Source organism: Streptomyces sp. Wb2n-11 (assembly GCF_001049855.1).
Taxonomy (GTDB): domain Bacteria; phylum Actinomycetota; class Actinomycetes; order Streptomycetales; family Streptomycetaceae; genus Streptomyces; species Streptomyces altiplanensis.
Window position 1 is genome coordinate 1,062,463 of the sequence record NZ_CVPB01000001.1, and the last position, 16,024, is coordinate 1,078,486.

The window sequence follows — 16,024 nt, forward strand, 5'->3', positions numbered from 1 at the left end:
GAGTTCCTCCTTCAGCCGCTGCGTCGCCTCGTTGTCCCCGCTCAGCAGGGACTGGGACCCCTTGGTGTCAGCCACGGCTCCGGCCTCCCTTCGGGGCGGCGGCGGTCCTCTTCGCGGCGGTCTTCTTCGCCGCGGTCTTCTTCGCCGCGGTCTTCTTCGCCGCGGTCTTCTTCGCCGCCGCCGGGGCCTTCCTGGCCGGTGCCTTCCTGCGGCGTTCACGCCGCTCACCGTCCGGCTCCGACCGCTGCCGGGGCTCGTCGCGCTCCTCCGGCTCTTCCTCCCGGACCTCGTCCTCGCCGTCGTCCTCGTCCTCGTCCCGCAGATCCGGTACGTCGTCGGGGACCACGCCCGCGAGCCGGTCCTCCACGTCCAGCCTCCGGTCGTGCAGCCGGTCGGCGACCGCGTTGATCTGCCGGGTCACGAGCGCGCCCGTCGCGGCCTTGCCGACCCCGCGCAGGTCCTCGCGCAGCTGGTCGCCGATCTCCTTGAACTGGGGGTTGTTCTGGAGCTGCGAGGACGCGAGCTCCGCGAGCGCGCGCGGGCTGAGCTGGAGCTTCTTGCCCATCACCATGGTGCCGATGCCGAAGGCGAGCTTCGCCTTCTTCGTGCGTCCGAGGAAATAGCCCGCGCCCACCGCGAGGCCCATCGCGAGTCTGTTGTTCATGTCGTCGGGTTCCTCTTCTCCAGCCGGTCGAGGAGCTCGTCCTCACGGCGGTCGAATTCGGCCTCGTCGATCTCCCCCGCCTCGAGCTGCCGCTCCAGGGCGGAGAGTTCTCGCTGGATGGCCGAGGGGTCGTAGTACTGCCGCTCCGCCTCCGTGACCACCTGCCGCAGCACCCATGAGGTGCCGCGGACAGGGGCCAGGGGCAGGAGCAGCAACTCTCCCAGGAGGCCCATCAGGCCCTCACTCCACGAAGCTGTAGGGCGGCAGCGGGCCGTTGACCTGGAGGACGAGGTGGGGGTGCTCCTTGCGCAGGGCGTCCACCGCCTCCACGAAGTCCGCGGTGCGGTCGCGGTCGACCAGGAAGGAGACGTTCGCCAGCCAGCCGGAGCTCTCGGGCCCGGGGCTGACGGCTCCCGCCGCCGCCTCCAGGGCCTGCCTCACCAGTTCGCCGTCGCGCTTCTCGCGCTGCTGCACCGCGGCCACGACGCGTTCGCCGAGCCGCAGCTTCTGCTCGTACGTGCCGCCGCCGGCCGCACGGTTGGCCTCGTTGAGCGCGCGCAGTTCGGCGTCCTCCGCGAGGACCTGGTGGAGGACGGCCTCCTCGTCGTGCGAGGCCTTCACGTTGTACTCGACCTTGTTGTCGAGTGCGTCGAGGCGCTCCAGGTAGTGCTTCTCGCGTTCCGCGAGGACCGTGCGCACCGACTCGTCGTCGGACGACAGGCTGCCGAAGCGCATCGGCAGCACGGCGCCCACGGCGCCCGCCTCCGAGAGGACGGTCTGGTGCGCCAGCAGGTCGCGGCGCTTGGGCCTGAGGTCCTCGGGCGCGTCACTCACCAGGGCGGCCAGTTCACCGACCCTGAGGGCGCGCACGGGCATCGGCGGGTTTCCGACGCCGGTCGTCTGCTCGGGGAGCTCCGGGTGACTGCCGCGTGCGATGCCGTAGACGTACGTACTCACTCCTGCTCCTCCTTCCGGCGGGACGTGGTGGTGCGGCGGGCGCGGGGCTTCGACTCGGACTGGCCGTCACCGCCGCTGCGGGCCTGCTGGAACGCGTCCGAGATGGTCTCGGCGGCGCCGGACAGCGCGCCCTTGGACTTGCCCCTGGCGCCGGATTCGGTGACCTCACCGACGATCTCGGGCAGGCCGGGGCTCTTGTTGGCGCCGGTTTCGAGGTCGAGGCGGTTGCACGCCTCGGCGAAGCGCAGATACGTGTCGACGCTCGCCACCACGACCCGGATGTCGATCTTGAGGATCTCGATGCCGACCAGGGAGACACGTACGAACGCGTCGATGACGAGACCCCGGTCGAGGACGAGCTCCAGGACGTCGTAGAGGCCGCTGGTACCGCCGCCGCCTCCGCCTTGCTGTGCCGGGACTACGGTCATGCTGACCGGCCCTCCTCTTGTCGGGTGTACCGGACTTGCCGGTTTGTCAGATGTATCTAATGTTTCCGTTTTGTCAGATATCTATGGGTGTCTATGAACGGTCCGCCCGGCCGCGCTCGTAGCGGTGGACACGTCGGTACCCGGTGAGTGCTCCTTGGGCGTCGAGTGTGACTTCGTACGACGCGAGCAGGCTCATCGTGTCGGGGACCCGGGCGAGTTCGAGCACCTCGACCCGCAGCATCCAGCCGTCGCCCTCCGTACGCTCGAAGGAAGAGACGGACTCGGCTTCCATACCGGTGAGCTCCGCCAGCTGTGCCCGCGCGCCGCGCAGCACTTCCATCGGGCCCGGCCGGCTTTCCGCCGGGGACTGCGAACTCTCTTTGTTCTTAGGCGTGTTGCTGTTCTGAGATGTCATGTCACCCTCCGACTTCGGGTAACCCGCCACACCGGATCCAAACCCTCTGCGTCAGCGCACGGACTCGACAGGGCGGTCGGCGGTCTCGTCCGCGGGCCGGGTCCGGCGGAGGTGGAAGGCGATCGCGGCGCCCGCGGCGAGGACCGAGGCCGCACCGCCGACGAGGAGACCGGACCGGGCGCCCAGGGTTTCGGACAGGCCGCCGACGAGAAGCGCGCCGAGCGGGGTGGTGCCCTGGAAGACCAAGGTGTAGAGCGCCATCACCCGGCCGCGGTAGGCCGGATCGGTGCCGAGCTGGATCCGGTGGTTGGCCGCCTGCGCGAAGCAGACGGACGCGAAGCCCGTGAAGAACAGCGCCACCGCGGCCATGGTGTAGGTCGGCGCGAGACCCGCCAGGATCTGCACCGCACCGAACGCGGCCGCCGTCCCGATGACGAGACCGAGCGGCGGTCTGCCCCGGCGCAGGGTCGTGGCGAAGGCCGCGCCGAGCGAACCCGCCGCCAGCGCCGTGGTCAGCAGCCCGAAGGCGGCGGCATCGGCGTGGAAGACCGTCTTGGCGAGCAGCGGCAGGGTGAGCTGGAAGTTGAAGCCCAGCATGCCGACCACCGCGACCAGCGCCATCGGCAGCAGAAGGTCGGGCTGGGCCACCACGTGCCGGATCCCGTCCGCCACGCGGGCGCGCCGGGGCGCCGGGCGCCACGGTGCAGTTCGTCGGGGCGGATCAGCCACAGTCCGGCCACTGTCGCCAGATAGCTCACGGCGTTGACCAGCATCACCGTTCCGGTACCGAACCAGCTGATCAGCAGGCCCGCCGCAGCCGGGCCCAGCACCCGCGCGGTGTTGAAGTAGGCGGCGCTGAGCGCGGACGCGTTGGGCAGCAGGTCGGCGCCGACCAGTTCACTGACGAACGACATCCGGGCCGGTATCTCGACGGCGTTGACCAGGCCGATTCCCAGCGCGAACAGACCGACATGCCACAGCCGCACCCCTCCCGCCAGCACCAGCACGCCGAGCAGCACGGCCAGCACGCCCGAGGCGAGGTTGGCGCCCATCAGCAGCCGGCGCTTGTCGTGACGGTCGGCGAGGCCCCCCGCGTGGAGCGTGAACAGCAGCAGGGGTGCGAACTGCAGGGCGGTGATCACGCCCAGGGCGGAGGCCGAGTCGTCGGTCAGGGAGAGCACGAGCCAGTCCTGGGCCACGATCATCATCCAGGTGCCGCCGACGGAGACCAACTGCCCGGCTGCGAACAGCCGGAAGTTGCGGACGGTCAGAGACTGGAACATTCCGGCGAGGGTGTTCCTCATGGTGCTCCTCCCCCGGCCCGGGGGCGGACCGGGTCGCGGGGGTGACTCGTCGTCGCTGTCGTTACCCGGCTCCGTCAGTCGGTGCCGCGGAAGATGTGGCGGTCGGGGTTCTCCCCCTCCTCACCGGCGAGGAGCGCCGGCCGTGGGGCGTGCGGCTCTTCGCGGGGCGTGGCTTCGTGCTCGATGACGTCTGCGCCCACCTCTGCCTGCCTCTCCTTCGGATCTGCTGGAAGGACCGGACGGATCACCGGCCGGTTCAGACCGGACTGCTCACACACTCCAGGCCGGCCGCCGCCCGCCGCTCGGCGGATCCGTGGCGGGCCTCCGGGAGCGCCGCGTCGTGGGCCAGGAGGCATTCCTCCAGGAAGGCCAGCGCGCGGAGGTGATACGTACGGGCCGCCCACCCGAGGCTGATGTTGTGGCCGGCGTTCGGCTGGTGGTCGACCAGCACCTTCGGCGCGGCCAGCGGATGCCTGAGCGCGGCGACGGCCTCCTCGTCGAACCGCCACCACTGCTCCTGCTCGGCGAAGGTGAAGCGGACCGGCACCCGGACGCGGGCGGCGATGCCGGGATACAGCTCGGGCCACAGCGGGCCCTCCGCCACCTCACTGGCCGGCACCGGCGACAGCAGTTCGCGGCCGAGCCGGAAGGCGTCCGGCGGGTAGAGCCGCAGGGCGCCCCAGTGCCGGCGCCACTCACCGTGCCCCGCCGCGCCGGGCAACTGGTGCGGGTACACGGCGAACCGGTTGCCCAGGCCCGACACGTCCAGGCCGAGCAGGGTGTCGCCGCGTTCGTGCGCGGCGGCGGCCAGCGCGAGCTTGCCGCCGTTGGAGTGGGCGACCATGAAGAAGCCCGCTCCGGTGTCGTGGGTGGCCGCGAAGTCGGCCAGCGCGGCGTGCAGGGTCACCGCCTGCTCCTGGAGCGTCTGCCCCTCGGGCAGACACGGAGCGGACCGGCCGTAGCCGGGGCGGTCCACGGCCAGCACGGTGTATCCGAGCTCCGCGCCGAGGGTCAGCAGCGAAAGCCCGGGGCGGGACCGGCTGTCGAAGTAACCGGCCCGCATCCCGCCGCCGTGTACGGCGACCACCACGGCCCGCGGCGGCCGGGGCCATGTCTCGGCGACCAGGCCCGAGACGGGGATGCCCCCTGCGTCAAGAGTGATGCCACGGACTTCCGGAGCACTCGAATCCAGTAGCTCTGCCATCTGATCAGTACTCCTGAGGGGAGGAGGCTTGGTCCGGCGGTCGAGGAGTTCCCTGCTTATGCGGCCCTTCCGTGCCCGCCGGGAGCGGCGCTTCGCCAACTGCGCGGGGTGCGGTGGCCGGAGGAGCGCTCCGGACGGCGCCAGCGGACGACGGCCCGGACCTCGTCCGTCCCGGTGCCGGCGCCGTCCGCCCGGGCGGACGCCCGGGCGAGCAGGACCGCGGTGAGCGCGGCCAGCTCGTCGGCGTCGGGGGCGCCTTTCTCGATGCGTATGAACGTCTCAGCAGTCGCTCCGGACATGTCCATGGCCGTCGCCTCCGTCTTCGCGGTCCTGGGCGGGAAAATCGGGGGAGCGGGCCGTACGGGCCCGGGGAAGGCGCCGGGCCCGTACGCCCGGTCGGTGCGGTCACGCGGACGGGCCCCGGCGACCGGGGGTCATCGGGAGGTCACTTCACCTCGAAGATCTTCCAGTGACCGCGCTTGATGAGGCTGCTGCCGTCCTTGGCGTCGCTGAAGAAGTCGACCACCACGTAACGGCCCGGCTGGAAGGTGAGTTCGAGCAGCGAGGTCTCGCCGGAGTTCATGGGCAGCCCACCGGTGCCCTGGTCCAGGTCGAGGGGGCCGGTGTAGTCCGGGAACGCGCCGGTGTCGCCGAAGTCGTTGACGTAGGCCCGTACGTCTTCCTCGGTGGTGTCCTCCGCGAGGCGGAAGAAGATGGCCTCGATGTTCTGACCGGCGGGCATGGCGTTGCGGAAGCGGACCGCGTGGCCCGCCTGCACGGTGCCGTCGAGGTCCCAGTACGGCCGGCCGTCGACCAGCTTGCCCGTGAGGGTGGCGGTGGGAGTCGGCCTCGCGGCGGTGCCGGCGGCGCCGCTGACCTCGAGGACGCTGTGGCGCGGGTTCTCGGCCCGGATGTGCTGGTAGTCGAAGAACCAGTACGTGCCCGGCTCCACGGTCCTGGTGAAGGACGCCGGGAGGTTCGGGTGGATGACCGTACCGCCGAGCAGTTCCGCCTTCTGCTGGATCTCGGCGCTGCCTCGACGATGTCGGGCCCGACCGCATTGATGATCTTCAGCAGGGAGGAGCGGAAATCCCCGAAGCTCACGCCGGGCTTCGGGCGGACCAGCGATATCCAGCCCGACGCGGGGTCCGTGGTGGAGACCCGGAAAGTGATCTGGCCGGGGCGCGCGGTGGCCGGCGCGTCCATGCCGCCGGCGGAGGACTTGATCTCCAGGACCTGGCGGCCCTGCTCCTCGGCGGCGGACTGGACCACGGCGGACCGGGCCGCGGGCTGGACCGCGGCGGCGGTGCTCAGGCCCGTCGTCGCGGTGAGGACCAGCAGCGCGCCGGTGGCGGTGGCGGCCCATATATGACGTGGACGCTTCAATCTCATACGAGTGCTCCTACGGGTGGGAAGGACGGTGCCGAGGTAAGGGGGGAAGCGGTGGAAAACGACGGAACATCGAGTTCAGGCGACGGAACACTGGATTCAGCGGTCGGCCGCGATGGCGGCCGCCAGTACGTTCCGGAAGGCCTCCTCGGACTGCGCACCGGCCACCAGAGCCCCGCCGTCGAAGCGGAACACCGGCACGGAGCGGATACCGAGGGACCGCACCCGGGTCAGTTCGGCCCGCAGCTCCTCGGCCCCGCCGGGGGCCGGCCGGACACCGGTCTCGGCGGCGAGCCGGTCGAGTGTGGCGCGGTCGCCGATGTTCAGCCCCTCGGTCAGGTACGCCCGGAACAGGCGCTCGGCCATCGGCTCCCCCAGCCCCTGGCCCGCCGCGGCGGCCAGCAGGCGGTGGGCCTCGAAGGTGTTCACATGCACGGCGCGCGCGAAGTCCAGCTCCAGGCCCTCCTTGGCGCCGACGGCCGCCATGCCCGCGGTCGCCTGGGCGGCCCGCTCCGCGCTGCCGAAGAAACCGAGGTGCACCTCGGACAGCGGCATTCCCTCCGGTGGCGCGTCGGGAGAGACCTGGAAGGGGAGGAACACCACGTCGAGTTCCCCGCCCGCCGCACGGTGGCGGCCGGCGACCCGCTCGAAGCGGGTGAATCCGATGTAGGAGTGGACGCAGGTGAGATCGAGGGCGATCTCGACCCGCAGGGATGTGCTCTTGACAGCGGTCACTGCTGGTGGCCCTTCAGTTCACAACGGTCTGGAAACCGGGTTCCGGTGCGACGGATCGCCCCGGGGACGGTTGTCCCGTCGTCCGGCGCGGTTTCAGGCCGCCTCGATGTCGGCGGCCACGGTGCACAGTACGTATGCGGGCGGCGCCTCTTCGAGGCGTGCGATCTCCTCCTGCCCCTCGGAGATCCTCGGGTCGGCCATCCACGCGTGATACGAGCTCTCGTCGGCCCACATCACGTAGTTGACGAATGTCCTGCCGTCAGGGCTGATGTGCGGCGTGGTCGAGATGAACCCGCGGTGGCGGCGCTTCCATTCACCGCTGCGGGCCAGCAGGCCCATCAGGGTGTCGAAGGACTCGCGGCCGTGCAGGTGCCGGGTGGCGACGGCCACGTACTCCGGTCGCGCGCCGAGCCGGGGACCGTCGATGCCGGGGGCCGGAGCCCCCCGGAAAGCCGTCACCGCCCGTACGTCCGGCCTGTTCGACAGCGCCGTCAGCACGTCGGGGGTGCGGCCGTCCGCGAGCGCGGCCCGGTGGTCCGCCGCGCCGCGCCACTGGCCGCGGTGCACCACCGTCCGCCGGTCCGTGCTCACGTGGACGCGGGAGGAGATGAAACCCGGGCTGTGGCGCGTCCGCGCCGTGGACTCGGCGGTGATGGCGTCGACCAGTTCGTCGGCCGTCTCGGGCCGTTCGGCCGCCAGGACGTCAAAGGTGACGAAGCCGGCCTCGGGCGCGGGGATGTCTGTCATGTCGGAACTCCGTACGTGGTGTTCATGGGACTGGTGCCGCTCGGTCGCTGTCGCTCAGCGGAAGGCGTCGGCCCGCGCCGCGGCCCATGAACGGAAGTTCCGGGCCGGCCTGCCGGTCACCTCTTCCACGACGTTCGAGCCGACCTCCGGCTCCTTGGTGAGCGTCGCGAAGTAGTCGAGCGCCCCGTCCGCGTACGAGGGCGGCCAGCCGCTGTCCACCATCGCCTGCCGAGCGGCCCCGTGCTCGACGTCCTGCCAGGACAGTTCGCGCCCGATCACCTCGCCGATGATGCGGACCTGCTCCGCCTGGGAGAGCTCTTCGGGGCCGGAGACCAGGTACTTCTTCCGGGCGTGCCCGTCGCTGGTGAGCGCCTTGGCTCCGACGGCGGCGAGGTCGCCCTCGTCCACGGAGGTGCGGGTGGCCTCGCCGTACGGGTACCGCACCACGTCGCCGGTACTGATCTGGGCGGCGAACCCCAGGGCGTTGCAGTGGAATCCGGTGGTCCGCAGGAACGTCCACTCGAGGGTCGTCCGCTCCAGCAGTTGCTCGATGTAGGCGTGGCAGTTGTTGTCCACCGGTTCGAGGCCGATGTGCACGCCGACGGACGAGACGAAGGCGACGCGCCGTGCTTTCGCCTCGATCTTCTTCAGGACCGCGGGCGCGGTGTCGACCGGAAGCGCGAAGAAGGGCCACATGAGGAAGACGCCGTCAACGCCTTCCAGGGCCTCGTCGAGGCTGTCCGGTTCGGCGAGGTCGCCGTAACAGATCTCGACGCCCTGCGGCAGACGGCCGATGTTCGGGTCGTCCCGAAGGACCAGGGCGCGGACCCTGGCACCGGCGTCGAGCAGGTGGGCCACCGCGTGCGGCCCGACATTTCCGGTGGCCGCGGTGACCAGGACAACATTGCGTGCAGTCATGATGACTCCCTCGTGGAAACGGATGTGACACCGGAGACGCGGCAGCTCAGCCGACCGGGCGCTGCGCCCACGCCGAGACCATGAGCGTCGTCATGTCCCGCCCCTCCGGACGCCCCAGCAGACCCATGAAGTCCGCGAGTTCGTCCGCGGTGACCATGCCGCCGTCCACCAGCGCATGACCCTCCTGCCTGAGCCGCAGGCCGATCAGTTCGTCGTCGGCCGCGGACTGGCCGGGGCCCGCGGGCGTGAGCCGCACCTGGGGCGACACCAGTCCGGCCCGGGCCAGTGCGGCGGGCAGGTGCCGCGCCCACCCCATGTCGGCCCCCTGCTCCTGCATGCGCCGCACGTACCCGCCGACCAGGGTGCGTCCCACTGCGGTCGCGGCGTGCTCGGCGGGCAGGTAGTAGAAGTCCTCCACCACCAGCCAGCCACCGGGGGCCAGCCAGCGCGTCGCACGGGCCAGCAGCTCGTCGGGGTCCTTCAGGTGTTCCAGTACGGCCCGCGCGAGGACGAGGTCGTAGGCGCCTTCCTGGAACTCCTCGGTGACTATGTCGGCCTGATGGATCGTCATGTTCCTGGCGCGGCCGGTGTCCAGCCGGCTCGTGTCGATGTCGACAGCGAGCACGCCGCCCTCGGTGACCCGTTCCGCCAGCCAGTAGGACATCGACCCGGCTCCGGCACCCAGTTCGAGGCACTGCCAGTCGCGGCTCACGGGAAGTGCCTCGACGACGGCCCGGGTCACCGGATCGTATTTCCTCTCGAACAGCTGCATCTGGTCGAGCTGCGAGAATTGATTCCGGGTCAGCGATCCCGTGCTGTAAGACTGCGCCGGAGCACCGTCCGCCATATTCAATGCCTTTCACGTCCGATGGCGTTTCTTCGCCTGTGCAACCAGCTTCTTCGGTCACGGAGAGCTGTTCAAGGATTTCCGTATCAGATGTATCCGCGACTCTGTCACGCTTGCGTCAAATTCAGCCGGGCACTACGGACGCCGGCCGGCACGGGCCGCGCGGAGCGGAGCGCCGGCCGTGGGGGCGAGGAGGACACGGCCGGCGCTCCGGTCCGCGGGAGGGGGGAGGGTCACTGCGGGGGGTTGCCGTGCTTGCGCGAGGGCAGGTCCGCGTGCTTGGCCCGCAGCATGGCGAGCGAGCGGATCAGGACCGACCGGGTCTGACGCGGGTCGATGACGTCGTCGATCAGGCCGCGTTCGGCCGCGTAGTAGGGGTGCATCAGCTCGTCCTTGTACTCCGCGATCCGCTGCTCGCGCACGGCCTGCGGGTCGTCGGCCGCGTTGATCTCGCGCCGGAAGACCACGTTGGCCGCGCCCTCCGCACCCATCACCGCGATCTCGTTGGTGGGCCAGGCCAGCGCCAGGTCGGCGCCTATCGAGCGGGAGTCCATGACGATGTAGGCGCCGCCGTACGCCTTGCGCAGCACCAGCGAGATCCGCGGCACGGTGGCGTTGCAGTACGCGTACAGCAGCTTGGCGCCGCGCCGGATGATGCCGTTGTGCTCCTGGTCCACGCCGGGCAGGAAGCCGGGCACGTCGACCAGGGTGACCAGCGGGATGTTGAAGGCGTCGCAGAACTGAACGAAACGGGCACCCTTTTCGGAGGCTTCGATGTCCAGCACACCCGCCATGGAGGCGGGCTGGTTGGCGACGACGCCGACGACATGGCCGTCGAGGCGGGTGAACGCGCAGACGATGTTGGTCGCCCAGGCCGGGTGCACCTCGAAGTACTCGCCGTCGTCGGCGAGCTCCTCGACGACCTTGCGGATGTCGTACGCCTGCCCCGATCCGGCCGGGACCAGGTCGAGCAGGGCTTCGTTGAGCCGGTCGGCCGGGTCGGCGCAGCGCTCGACGGGCGCCAGCTCGCGGTTGTTGGCGGGCAGCAGCGACAGCAGGTACCGCACGTCCTCGATGCAGTGCTCCTCGTCGTCGTACGCGAAGTGGGAGACGCCCGAGACACCGGCGTGGACGTCGGCGCCGCCGAGGCCGTCCTGGCTGATCTCCTCACCGGTGACGGCTTTGACGACGTCGGGTCCGGTGATGAACATCTGCGAGGTCTCACGGACCATGAACACGAAGTCGGTGAGCGCCGGGCTGTAGGCGGCGCCGCCCGCGCAGGGGCCGAGCATCACCGAGATCTGCGGGATGACCCCGGAGGCGCGGGTGTTGCGCCGGAAGATGCCGCCGTACCCGGCCAGCGCGGTGACGCCCTCCTGGATCCGGGCGCCCGCCCCGTCGTTGAGGCTGACCACCGGTGCGCCGGCGGCCTCGGCCAGGTCCATGATCTTGTGGATCTTCTGCGCGTGCGCCTCGCCGAGCGCGCCGCCGAAGACCCGGAAGTCATGGGCGTAGACGAAGACCGTACGGCCGTGGACGGTGCCCCAGCCGGTGATGACACCGTCGCCGTACGGCTTCTTGTGCTCCAGGCCGAAGCCGCTCGCCCGGTGCCTGCGCAGAGCTTCGACCTCGTTGAACGATCCCTTGTCCAGGAGCAGTGCGATGCGCTCGTGGGCGGTCAGCTTTCCCTTGGCGTGCTGGCGTTCGGTGGCCGCCGGATCGGGCCCGCGCCGTGCCGATTCCTTGATGTCGGTCAGTCTGCCGATCCGGGACAGGATCGTCTCTTCTACTCCGGACATGAGGTGTGCACCTTCCGTGGGTAGGTGGTGGCCGCGGCGAAGGCGCCGTCGGCCGGCTCCAGCCGACGGATCTCGACCGTCCGTGGAGCGGGCCCCCGGACGGCGGCCGCTGCGGCGTGCGTAGGGGGGCAGGCGACGTCGAACACGGCCCAGCCGGGCGGGTGCCCGCCCCGGTCGGCACCGAGGTAGTCGTGGGCCGGAGAGCGGCTCAGCCCCGTTCCGATGCCTTTGAGGTAGGCCTCCTTACGGGTCCAGAGCCGGCCGAACGGCTCGCTCCTCTCCCCGGGGGGAATCCGCGCCAGCTCGGCGCGCTCCCGCGGGTGCAGCGACGGGGTGCAGACCTCGACGGTCTCCTCGCGGGGCAGCCGCTCCACGTCCACGCCGACGGGGACGGCCGCAACGCCGACGAGGGCCAGACCGGCGCTGTGGGAGAGGGAGAAGTGGAGGGGCGGCGAAGCCCGGGCCAGGGCCGGGCGGCCGTGCGCCCCGCCGCAGCCGGGGCAGGGCTCGCGGACGAACCGTACGTCCTGGGGCGCGATGCCCGTGTAGCGGCCCAGCAGCCGGCGCAGTGCGACGTGGGCGGTCGCGTAGAGCAGCGCCTGGGCCGGACGGACGAAGGACCCTGCCCGGCGCCGCTCGGTGTCGTCGAGTTCCGAGAAGCCGGGTCCCGAGAAGTCGGTTTCCGGGAGGCCGGGTTCCGGGAGGCCGCGCGCTGCCGCTCCGCTCCCCCGGGGGCCGGGCACCAGCCACAGGTCGAGCCGGTCCGGGGGGACGGGGCCCGGTACGCCGGCGTGTCCGCTCACCGCAGGCCGCGCAGCGCGACGAGGAAGCCGGCCAGGCCGACGGCCGTGAGCAGCCCCAGGGCGGGGCCGTACCCCACGGTGTACAGCGCGGAGGTCAGCCCGATCATGAGCGCGGCGCCCAGTTGCACCGCCGTCTGGTACAGCCCGCTCGCCGCCGCCTGCCGCTGGGCGGCGACCGATCCGGTGGCCTGGAGGTGGAGCGCCGTGAAGGCGAGCACGAACGCGGCGCCGACGAGCAGCATGGTGGGCAGTACGTCGGTGAGGTACCGCACCTCGGCGGGGGCGCCGCGCGGGTAGAGCAGGTAGCCGACGGGTGCGGCGGCGGCACCGGCCGCGATCAGCCGGGCCGGGCCGAACCGGGCCACGACGCGGCCCGAGTGCAGCGCGGTGAGCGCGAGCGGGACGCTGGCCGGCAGGAAGGCGAGCCCGGTCTCCAGCGGGCTCCACCCGGCGCGTTGCTGCAGGTGCAGGGTGCTCAGGAGGAGCAGTCCGAGGTACGAGCCGTTGAACGCCGCGGCACCGAGTGCGGAGCGCAGCAGCGGCCCGTGGGTGAGCAGCCCCAGGTTCAGCAGCGGCTCCCGGGCCGTCAGCTCGCCGCGTACGTACACCACGCCGAGCAGCACCGCGAGGGCGAACGCCCCGGCCGTACGCGGATGCTGCCACCCGGTGCCGGGCACGGAGGTGATCGCGTACACCAGCAGCAGCGTCGCGCCGGTGAGGCTGAGCGCGCTCGTGAAACCGTACCGCCCGGTGGTGTCCTTGCGCGGTGCGTCGTGCGGGACCAGCCACAGCCCGGCGGCGAACAGCAGCAGGGCGACCGGGGCGGGGAAGGCGAAGGTCCAGCGCCAGCTCACCTCGGTGAGCAGCCCCGAGAGCAGCAGTCCCGCCGAGAAGCCGCTGGCGCCGAAGAGGGAGTAGACCGACACCGCCCTGCGGCGGGCGGGGCCCTCGGGGAACACCGAGGTGATGATGGCGAGTCCGGTGGGCGCGGTCAGCGCGGCGCAGAAGCCCTTCACCAGGCGAGTGGCGATCAGCAGCGGCCCGCTGTCCGCGAGGGCGCCCGCCAGCGACGCGGCGGAGAAGACGAGGAGCGCGGCGAGGTAGACGCGGCGGCGTCCGAGCAGCGTCACCACGCGCCCGCCGAAGAGCAGCAGCCCGCCGAACCCGACGGCGAACCCGCTGACCACCCACTGCAGTTGCGCCACGGGCAGGCCGAGGTCGCCGCCGACGGCGGGCAGTGCCACCAGTGCCACGGACACCTCGAGGGCGTCGATGAGCATGTTGCCGGCGAGCACGAACAGCAGGCCCCACAGGGCCGGGCTCCACTGCCGGGCCGTCGTGTCCGGCACGGTCGGGGGGCGGGGCGTCGTCGGAGGTGTCATAGTCCCGTTCCGCCGTAGTGGCTGGGTGACTGGCAAGGGGAAGGGCCGGCCGGCCGGCGGGGGTCCGCCGGCCGGCCCGGTGTGCCGGCTGTTTCAACCGAGCAGCGTGCCCCCGGTGGCGTCCACGAAGGAGCCGGTGATCCAGCGGGCCTCGTCGGTGGCGAGGAAGGCCACGACGTCGGCGACGTCCTCCGGCTCGCCGATCCGGTTGAACGCGGAGAGCTGTGCCATCTGCTCGACCGCCTCGGGGATGCCGAAGACGGGGTTGTCGTTGCGGGTGATGCCGGGCGCCACGCTGTTGATGGTGATGTTGCGCGGCCCGAGGTACTTGGCGAAGTGCAGCGCGAGCTGGTCGACGGCTCCCTTGGTCATCGCGTACGCGATCTCGTCCGGATTCGCGAAACGGGTGAGGCCGGAGGTGATGTTGATGATGCGTCCGCCGTCGGGCATGTTCTTCAGGGCCCGCTGGATGAGGAAGAACGGCGCCTTGGCGTTGACCGCGAAGAGCTGGTCGAACTTCTCGGGTGTGGTGTCCTCGGGCTTGACGCCGCCCATGACGCCCGCGTTGTTGACCAGGATGTCGAGGCCGGTGGTTCCGGTGCGCTCCCGCAGCCCGCTCTCCAGGCCCAGGAACAGCTCGTGGACGTCACCGGGGACGCCCAGCTCCGCGCGGACGGTGAAGGCCCGGCCGCCGTCCTTCTCGATCAGCGTGACGACGTCGTCGGCCGCTTCCCGGTTGGCGGTGTAGTGGACGGCGACGAGCGCGCCCTCCTGTGCCAGCCGCAGGGCAGCCGCACGGCCCATGCCGCGGCTCGACCCTGTGACGAGCGCGGTCTTGCCCGTGAGCCTGTTCATGTGTGTTCTCCGATTCTTCTTCGCGGGTGCCGGTGCTGTGACCGGCGCTGTGACTGGCGCTGTGAACGGGACTGCGGCCGGGGCCCCGGCCGCTCGGGGCGGCTCCTTGAACCAGCGGTCCAGGGCCGTCGCAAGGTCCGTGCCGTCGGTGTCGGCCCACACCACATGGCCGTCGGGCCGCACCAGGAGAGCGCCGGTGTCCGGCGCCGTGAGGCCCTCGGACACGGAAGTGGCCGTCACCGTGCGCACCAGGTCCGCCCAGGGGGCGGCGAGGGTGCGCAACTCCTCGCGGCGGGCGTCGTCGCCCGGCAGGAGGAGCAGCACACCGCGCCCGCTGCGCAGCAGGGAGGCACTGGTGGTGGTGGACTCGGCGGTGGTGATGTCCGCGTGCGGGAGGCGGCGGCCGAGCAGCGGGTGCCGGCCGGGGCCCACGTCGTAACGGATGTCGAGACCGGAGATCATTCCGGCCAGGTGCGCGCGTACGTTCTCGCTGCCCGCGGCCAGTTCGGCGAAGACCTGCCGGACCGGCTCGACCTCGGCGGAACCGAGCAGCAGCAGCGCCTGCGCCCTGATGTTGTTCAGGACCCGCCGCCCGACGGCGTGCCGCTCGCGGTGGTAGCTGTCGAGCAGGCCGTCGGGGCCCCGCTGCCGCACCTGGGCGGCCAGCTTCCAGCCGAGGTTGACGGCGTCCTGCAGGCCCAGGTTGAGGGCCTGGCCGCCGATCGGCATCTGCTGGTGCGCCGCGTCACCGGCCAGGAAGAGCCGGTGGTCGCGGTAGCGGCCGGCCTGCCGGGAGGCGTCACCGAAGGAGTTCACCCACAGCGGGGTCCCGGCGCTGATGTCCTCCCCGGTGACGCGCTTCCAGGTGTCGGCGACCTCCGCGAAGCCGGGCTGCGCGCCACGCGGCCGGGCACCGAACTCGTGCACCATCACCCGGGTCACACCGTCGGGACGCCGGGCGGCGACGGCGAGTCCGCCCTCCAGCCGCTCGAAGCGGCGGTTGGGCACGTCGATGCCGGCCACGTCGGCGCGCAGCATGTCACGGGTGGCGTCGCCGCCGGGGAAGCCGAAACCTCCCAGGCGGCGCACGGCGCTGTCCTCGCCGTCGCAGCCGACGACGCACAGGGCCCGGAAGGTCGCCGTCGTACCGTCCGGGAGGCGCACCCGGGCCTCGGCGCGGTCCTCGGTCACGGTCAGCCCGGTCAGCTCGTGACCGCGCCGGACGTCCGCGCCCAGGTCCTGCGCCCACTGGCCCAGCAGCTCCTCGATCCGGGTCTGCAGGACCTTCCACTGGCCCGGGTAGGGGCCGGGGAGCGTGAGGTCGAGCGGGATGCCCCCGAAGTGGCCCCTGCGGTCGTTCGGCACCTCGCCGAGCGGCCGCAGCAGGCCCCGGCTGTCGAGGATCTCCATGGTGCGGGCGTGCAAGGTGGACGCCCGCGACTCGGTGGTCGGCGCGGTGAGCTTTTCGAGGACCACCACGTCCGCGCCGGCCAGCCGCAGCTCCCCGGCGAGCATGAGCCCGACCGGGCCCGCGCCGACCACGATCACCTGGGTGCTGGTGCGGTCCTCCCCCATGA

General features: G+C 71.6%; 20 protein-coding genes. 1 reads left to right on the forward strand and 19 read right to left on the reverse strand.

Annotated elements, in window-relative coordinates; genetic code table 11:
* Positions 1–67 precede the first annotated feature (67 nt).
* The 11 genes from BN1555_RS04645 to BN1555_RS04685 all read right to left on the reverse strand — a co-directional run bounded on the left by BN1555_RS04645 (position 68) and on the right by BN1555_RS04685 (position 5,924).
* Entirely contained in the window at positions 68–664 is a 597-nt protein-coding gene (locus tag BN1555_RS04645) for a DNA primase (RefSeq protein ID WP_093798108.1), read from the reverse strand.
* Entirely contained in the window at positions 661–897 is a 237-nt protein-coding gene (locus BN1555_RS04650; protein WP_093798110.1) for a gas vesicle protein GvpG, read from the reverse strand. Before BN1555_RS04650 ends, BN1555_RS04645 begins: the two co-directional genes overlap by 4 nt.
* Positions 898–904: 7 nt before the next feature.
* The gene (locus BN1555_RS04655; RefSeq protein ID WP_093798112.1) at positions 905–1,621 is read right to left on the reverse strand and encodes a GvpL/GvpF family gas vesicle protein; all 717 of its coding nucleotides are present in this window, start codon (positions 1,619–1,621) and stop codon (positions 905–907) included.
* Positions 1,618–2,049 (reverse strand): gas vesicle structural protein GvpA, encoded by a 432-nt coding sequence (locus BN1555_RS04660; RefSeq protein ID WP_093798114.1) that lies wholly within the window; start codon positions 2,047–2,049, stop codon positions 1,618–1,620. The genes BN1555_RS04655 and BN1555_RS04660 overlap by 4 nt, the downstream gene beginning before the upstream one ends.
* 91 nt (positions 2,050–2,140) lie before the next feature.
* Complete coding sequence (locus BN1555_RS04665; RefSeq protein WP_093803181.1) at positions 2,141–2,464, reverse strand: gas vesicle protein GvpO; 324 nt, start codon at positions 2,462–2,464, stop codon at positions 2,141–2,143.
* Between the two features lie 51 nt (positions 2,465–2,515).
* Positions 2,516–3,085, reverse strand: coding sequence for an MFS transporter (locus tag BN1555_RS40095; protein WP_255305877.1), 570 nt, complete (start codon positions 3,083–3,085; stop codon positions 2,516–2,518).
* Positions 2,977–3,768: an MFS transporter gene (locus BN1555_RS40100; protein ID WP_255305878.1), complete on the reverse strand. Its 792-nt coding sequence runs from the start codon at positions 3,766–3,768 to the stop codon at positions 2,977–2,979. Before BN1555_RS40100 ends, BN1555_RS40095 begins: the two co-directional genes overlap by 109 nt.
* A gap of 74 nt (positions 3,769–3,842) precedes the next feature.
* On the reverse strand, positions 3,843–3,968 hold the full coding sequence (locus BN1555_RS40105) for a hypothetical protein (RefSeq protein WP_255305879.1): 126 nt from the start codon (positions 3,966–3,968) through the stop codon (positions 3,843–3,845).
* Positions 3,969–4,024: 56 nt separating this feature from the next.
* Positions 4,025–4,972: an alpha/beta hydrolase gene (locus tag BN1555_RS04675; protein WP_093798116.1), complete on the reverse strand. Its 948-nt coding sequence runs from the start codon at positions 4,970–4,972 to the stop codon at positions 4,025–4,027.
* 56 nt (positions 4,973–5,028) lie between these two features.
* Positions 5,029–5,271: an acyl-CoA carboxylase epsilon subunit gene (locus tag BN1555_RS04680; RefSeq protein ID WP_093803182.1), complete on the reverse strand. Its 243-nt coding sequence runs from the start codon at positions 5,269–5,271 to the stop codon at positions 5,029–5,031.
* Between the two features lie 146 nt (positions 5,272–5,417).
* On the reverse strand, positions 5,418–5,924 hold the full coding sequence (locus BN1555_RS04685) for a hypothetical protein (RefSeq protein WP_093798118.1): 507 nt from the start codon (positions 5,922–5,924) through the stop codon (positions 5,418–5,420).
* A 30-nt stretch (positions 5,925–5,954) separates the two neighbouring features.
* Between BN1555_RS04685 and BN1555_RS04690 the strand changes: the two genes are divergently transcribed.
* Positions 5,955–6,344 carry a hypothetical protein gene (locus tag BN1555_RS04690; RefSeq protein ID WP_093798120.1) on the forward strand — a complete coding sequence of 130 codons (390 nt, stop codon included), beginning with the start codon at positions 5,955–5,957 and terminating at the stop codon, positions 6,342–6,344.
* 116 nt (positions 6,345–6,460) lie between these two features.
* On the opposite strand, the gene BN1555_RS04695 is transcribed toward BN1555_RS04690, so the two are convergent.
* From BN1555_RS04695 to BN1555_RS04730, 8 genes are all read right to left on the reverse strand, one after another.
* Positions 6,461–7,096, reverse strand: a complete 636-nt coding sequence (locus BN1555_RS04695; RefSeq protein WP_176709951.1) for a DsbA family oxidoreductase — start codon at positions 7,094–7,096, stop codon at positions 6,461–6,463.
* 93 nt (positions 7,097–7,189) lie between these two features.
* Positions 7,190–7,843, reverse strand: a complete 654-nt coding sequence (locus BN1555_RS04700) for an antibiotic biosynthesis monooxygenase (RefSeq protein ID WP_093798122.1) — start codon at positions 7,841–7,843, stop codon at positions 7,190–7,192.
* Between the two features lie 54 nt (positions 7,844–7,897).
* Positions 7,898–8,761 (reverse strand): NAD(P)H-binding protein, encoded by an 864-nt coding sequence (locus BN1555_RS04705; RefSeq protein ID WP_093798124.1) that lies wholly within the window; start codon positions 8,759–8,761, stop codon positions 7,898–7,900.
* 46 nt (positions 8,762–8,807) lie between these two features.
* Positions 8,808–9,533: a class I SAM-dependent methyltransferase gene (locus BN1555_RS04710; RefSeq protein ID WP_176709952.1), complete on the reverse strand. Its 726-nt coding sequence runs from the start codon at positions 9,531–9,533 to the stop codon at positions 8,808–8,810.
* A gap of 308 nt (positions 9,534–9,841) precedes the next feature.
* Positions 9,842–11,407 carry an acyl-CoA carboxylase subunit beta gene (locus tag BN1555_RS04715; protein ID WP_093798128.1) on the reverse strand — a complete coding sequence of 522 codons (1,566 nt, stop codon included), beginning with the start codon at positions 11,405–11,407 and terminating at the stop codon, positions 9,842–9,844.
* Positions 11,395–12,210, reverse strand: coding sequence for a 4'-phosphopantetheinyl transferase family protein (locus BN1555_RS04720; protein WP_255305880.1), 816 nt, complete (start codon positions 12,208–12,210; stop codon positions 11,395–11,397). The genes BN1555_RS04715 and BN1555_RS04720 overlap by 13 nt, the downstream gene beginning before the upstream one ends.
* Positions 12,207–13,592 (reverse strand): MFS transporter, encoded by a 1,386-nt coding sequence (locus BN1555_RS04725; RefSeq protein ID WP_093798130.1) that lies wholly within the window; start codon positions 13,590–13,592, stop codon positions 12,207–12,209. The genes BN1555_RS04720 and BN1555_RS04725 overlap by 4 nt, the downstream gene beginning before the upstream one ends.
* Positions 13,593–13,685: 93 nt before the next feature.
* On the reverse strand, positions 13,686–16,022 hold the full coding sequence (locus BN1555_RS04730; RefSeq protein ID WP_093798132.1) for an SDR family oxidoreductase: 2,337 nt from the start codon (positions 16,020–16,022) through the stop codon (positions 13,686–13,688).
* Positions 16,023–16,024: the final 2 nt, after the last annotated feature.

Excerpts from the sequence above, each read along its gene's own strand:
- BN1555_RS04645 (WP_093798108.1), bottom strand. The coding sequence starts at position 664 with ATGAACAACAGACTCGCGATGGGCCTCGCGGTGGGCGCGGGCTATTTC.
- BN1555_RS04650 (WP_093798110.1), bottom strand. The coding sequence starts at position 897 with ATGGGCCTCCTGGGAGAGTTGCTGCTCCTGCCCCTGGCCCCTGTCCGC.
- BN1555_RS04660 (WP_093798114.1), bottom strand. The coding sequence starts at position 2,049 with ATGACCGTAGTCCCGGCACAGCAAGGCGGAGGCGGCGGCGGTACCAGC.
- BN1555_RS04665 (WP_093803181.1), bottom strand. The coding sequence starts at position 2,464 with ATGACATCTCAGAACAGCAACACGCCTAAGAACAAAGAGAGTTCGCAG.
- BN1555_RS40095 (WP_255305877.1), bottom strand. The coding sequence starts at position 3,085 with ATGGCGCTGGTCGCGGTGGTCGGCATGCTGGGCTTCAACTTCCAGCTC.
- BN1555_RS40100 (WP_255305878.1), bottom strand. The coding sequence starts at position 3,768 with ATGAGGAACACCCTCGCCGGAATGTTCCAGTCTCTGACCGTCCGCAAC.
- BN1555_RS04675 (WP_093798116.1), bottom strand. The coding sequence starts at position 4,972 with ATGGCAGAGCTACTGGATTCGAGTGCTCCGGAAGTCCGTGGCATCACT.
- BN1555_RS04680 (WP_093803182.1), bottom strand. The coding sequence starts at position 5,271 with ATGTCCGGAGCGACTGCTGAGACGTTCATACGCATCGAGAAAGGCGCC.
- BN1555_RS04700 (WP_093798122.1), bottom strand. The coding sequence starts at position 7,843 with ATGACAGACATCCCCGCGCCCGAGGCCGGCTTCGTCACCTTTGACGTC.
- BN1555_RS04705 (WP_093798124.1), bottom strand. The coding sequence starts at position 8,761 with ATGACTGCACGCAATGTTGTCCTGGTCACCGCGGCCACCGGAAATGTC.
- BN1555_RS04710 (WP_176709952.1), bottom strand. The coding sequence starts at position 9,533 with ATGCAGCTGTTCGAGAGGAAATACGATCCGGTGACCCGGGCCGTCGTC.
- BN1555_RS04715 (WP_093798128.1), bottom strand. The coding sequence starts at position 11,407 with ATGTCCGGAGTAGAAGAGACGATCCTGTCCCGGATCGGCAGACTGACC.
- BN1555_RS04725 (WP_093798130.1), bottom strand. The coding sequence starts at position 13,592 with ATGACACCTCCGACGACGCCCCGCCCCCCGACCGTGCCGGACACGACG.
- BN1555_RS04730 (WP_093798132.1), bottom strand. The coding sequence starts at position 16,022 with ATGGGGGAGGACCGCACCAGCACCCAGGTGATCGTGGTCGGCGCGGGC.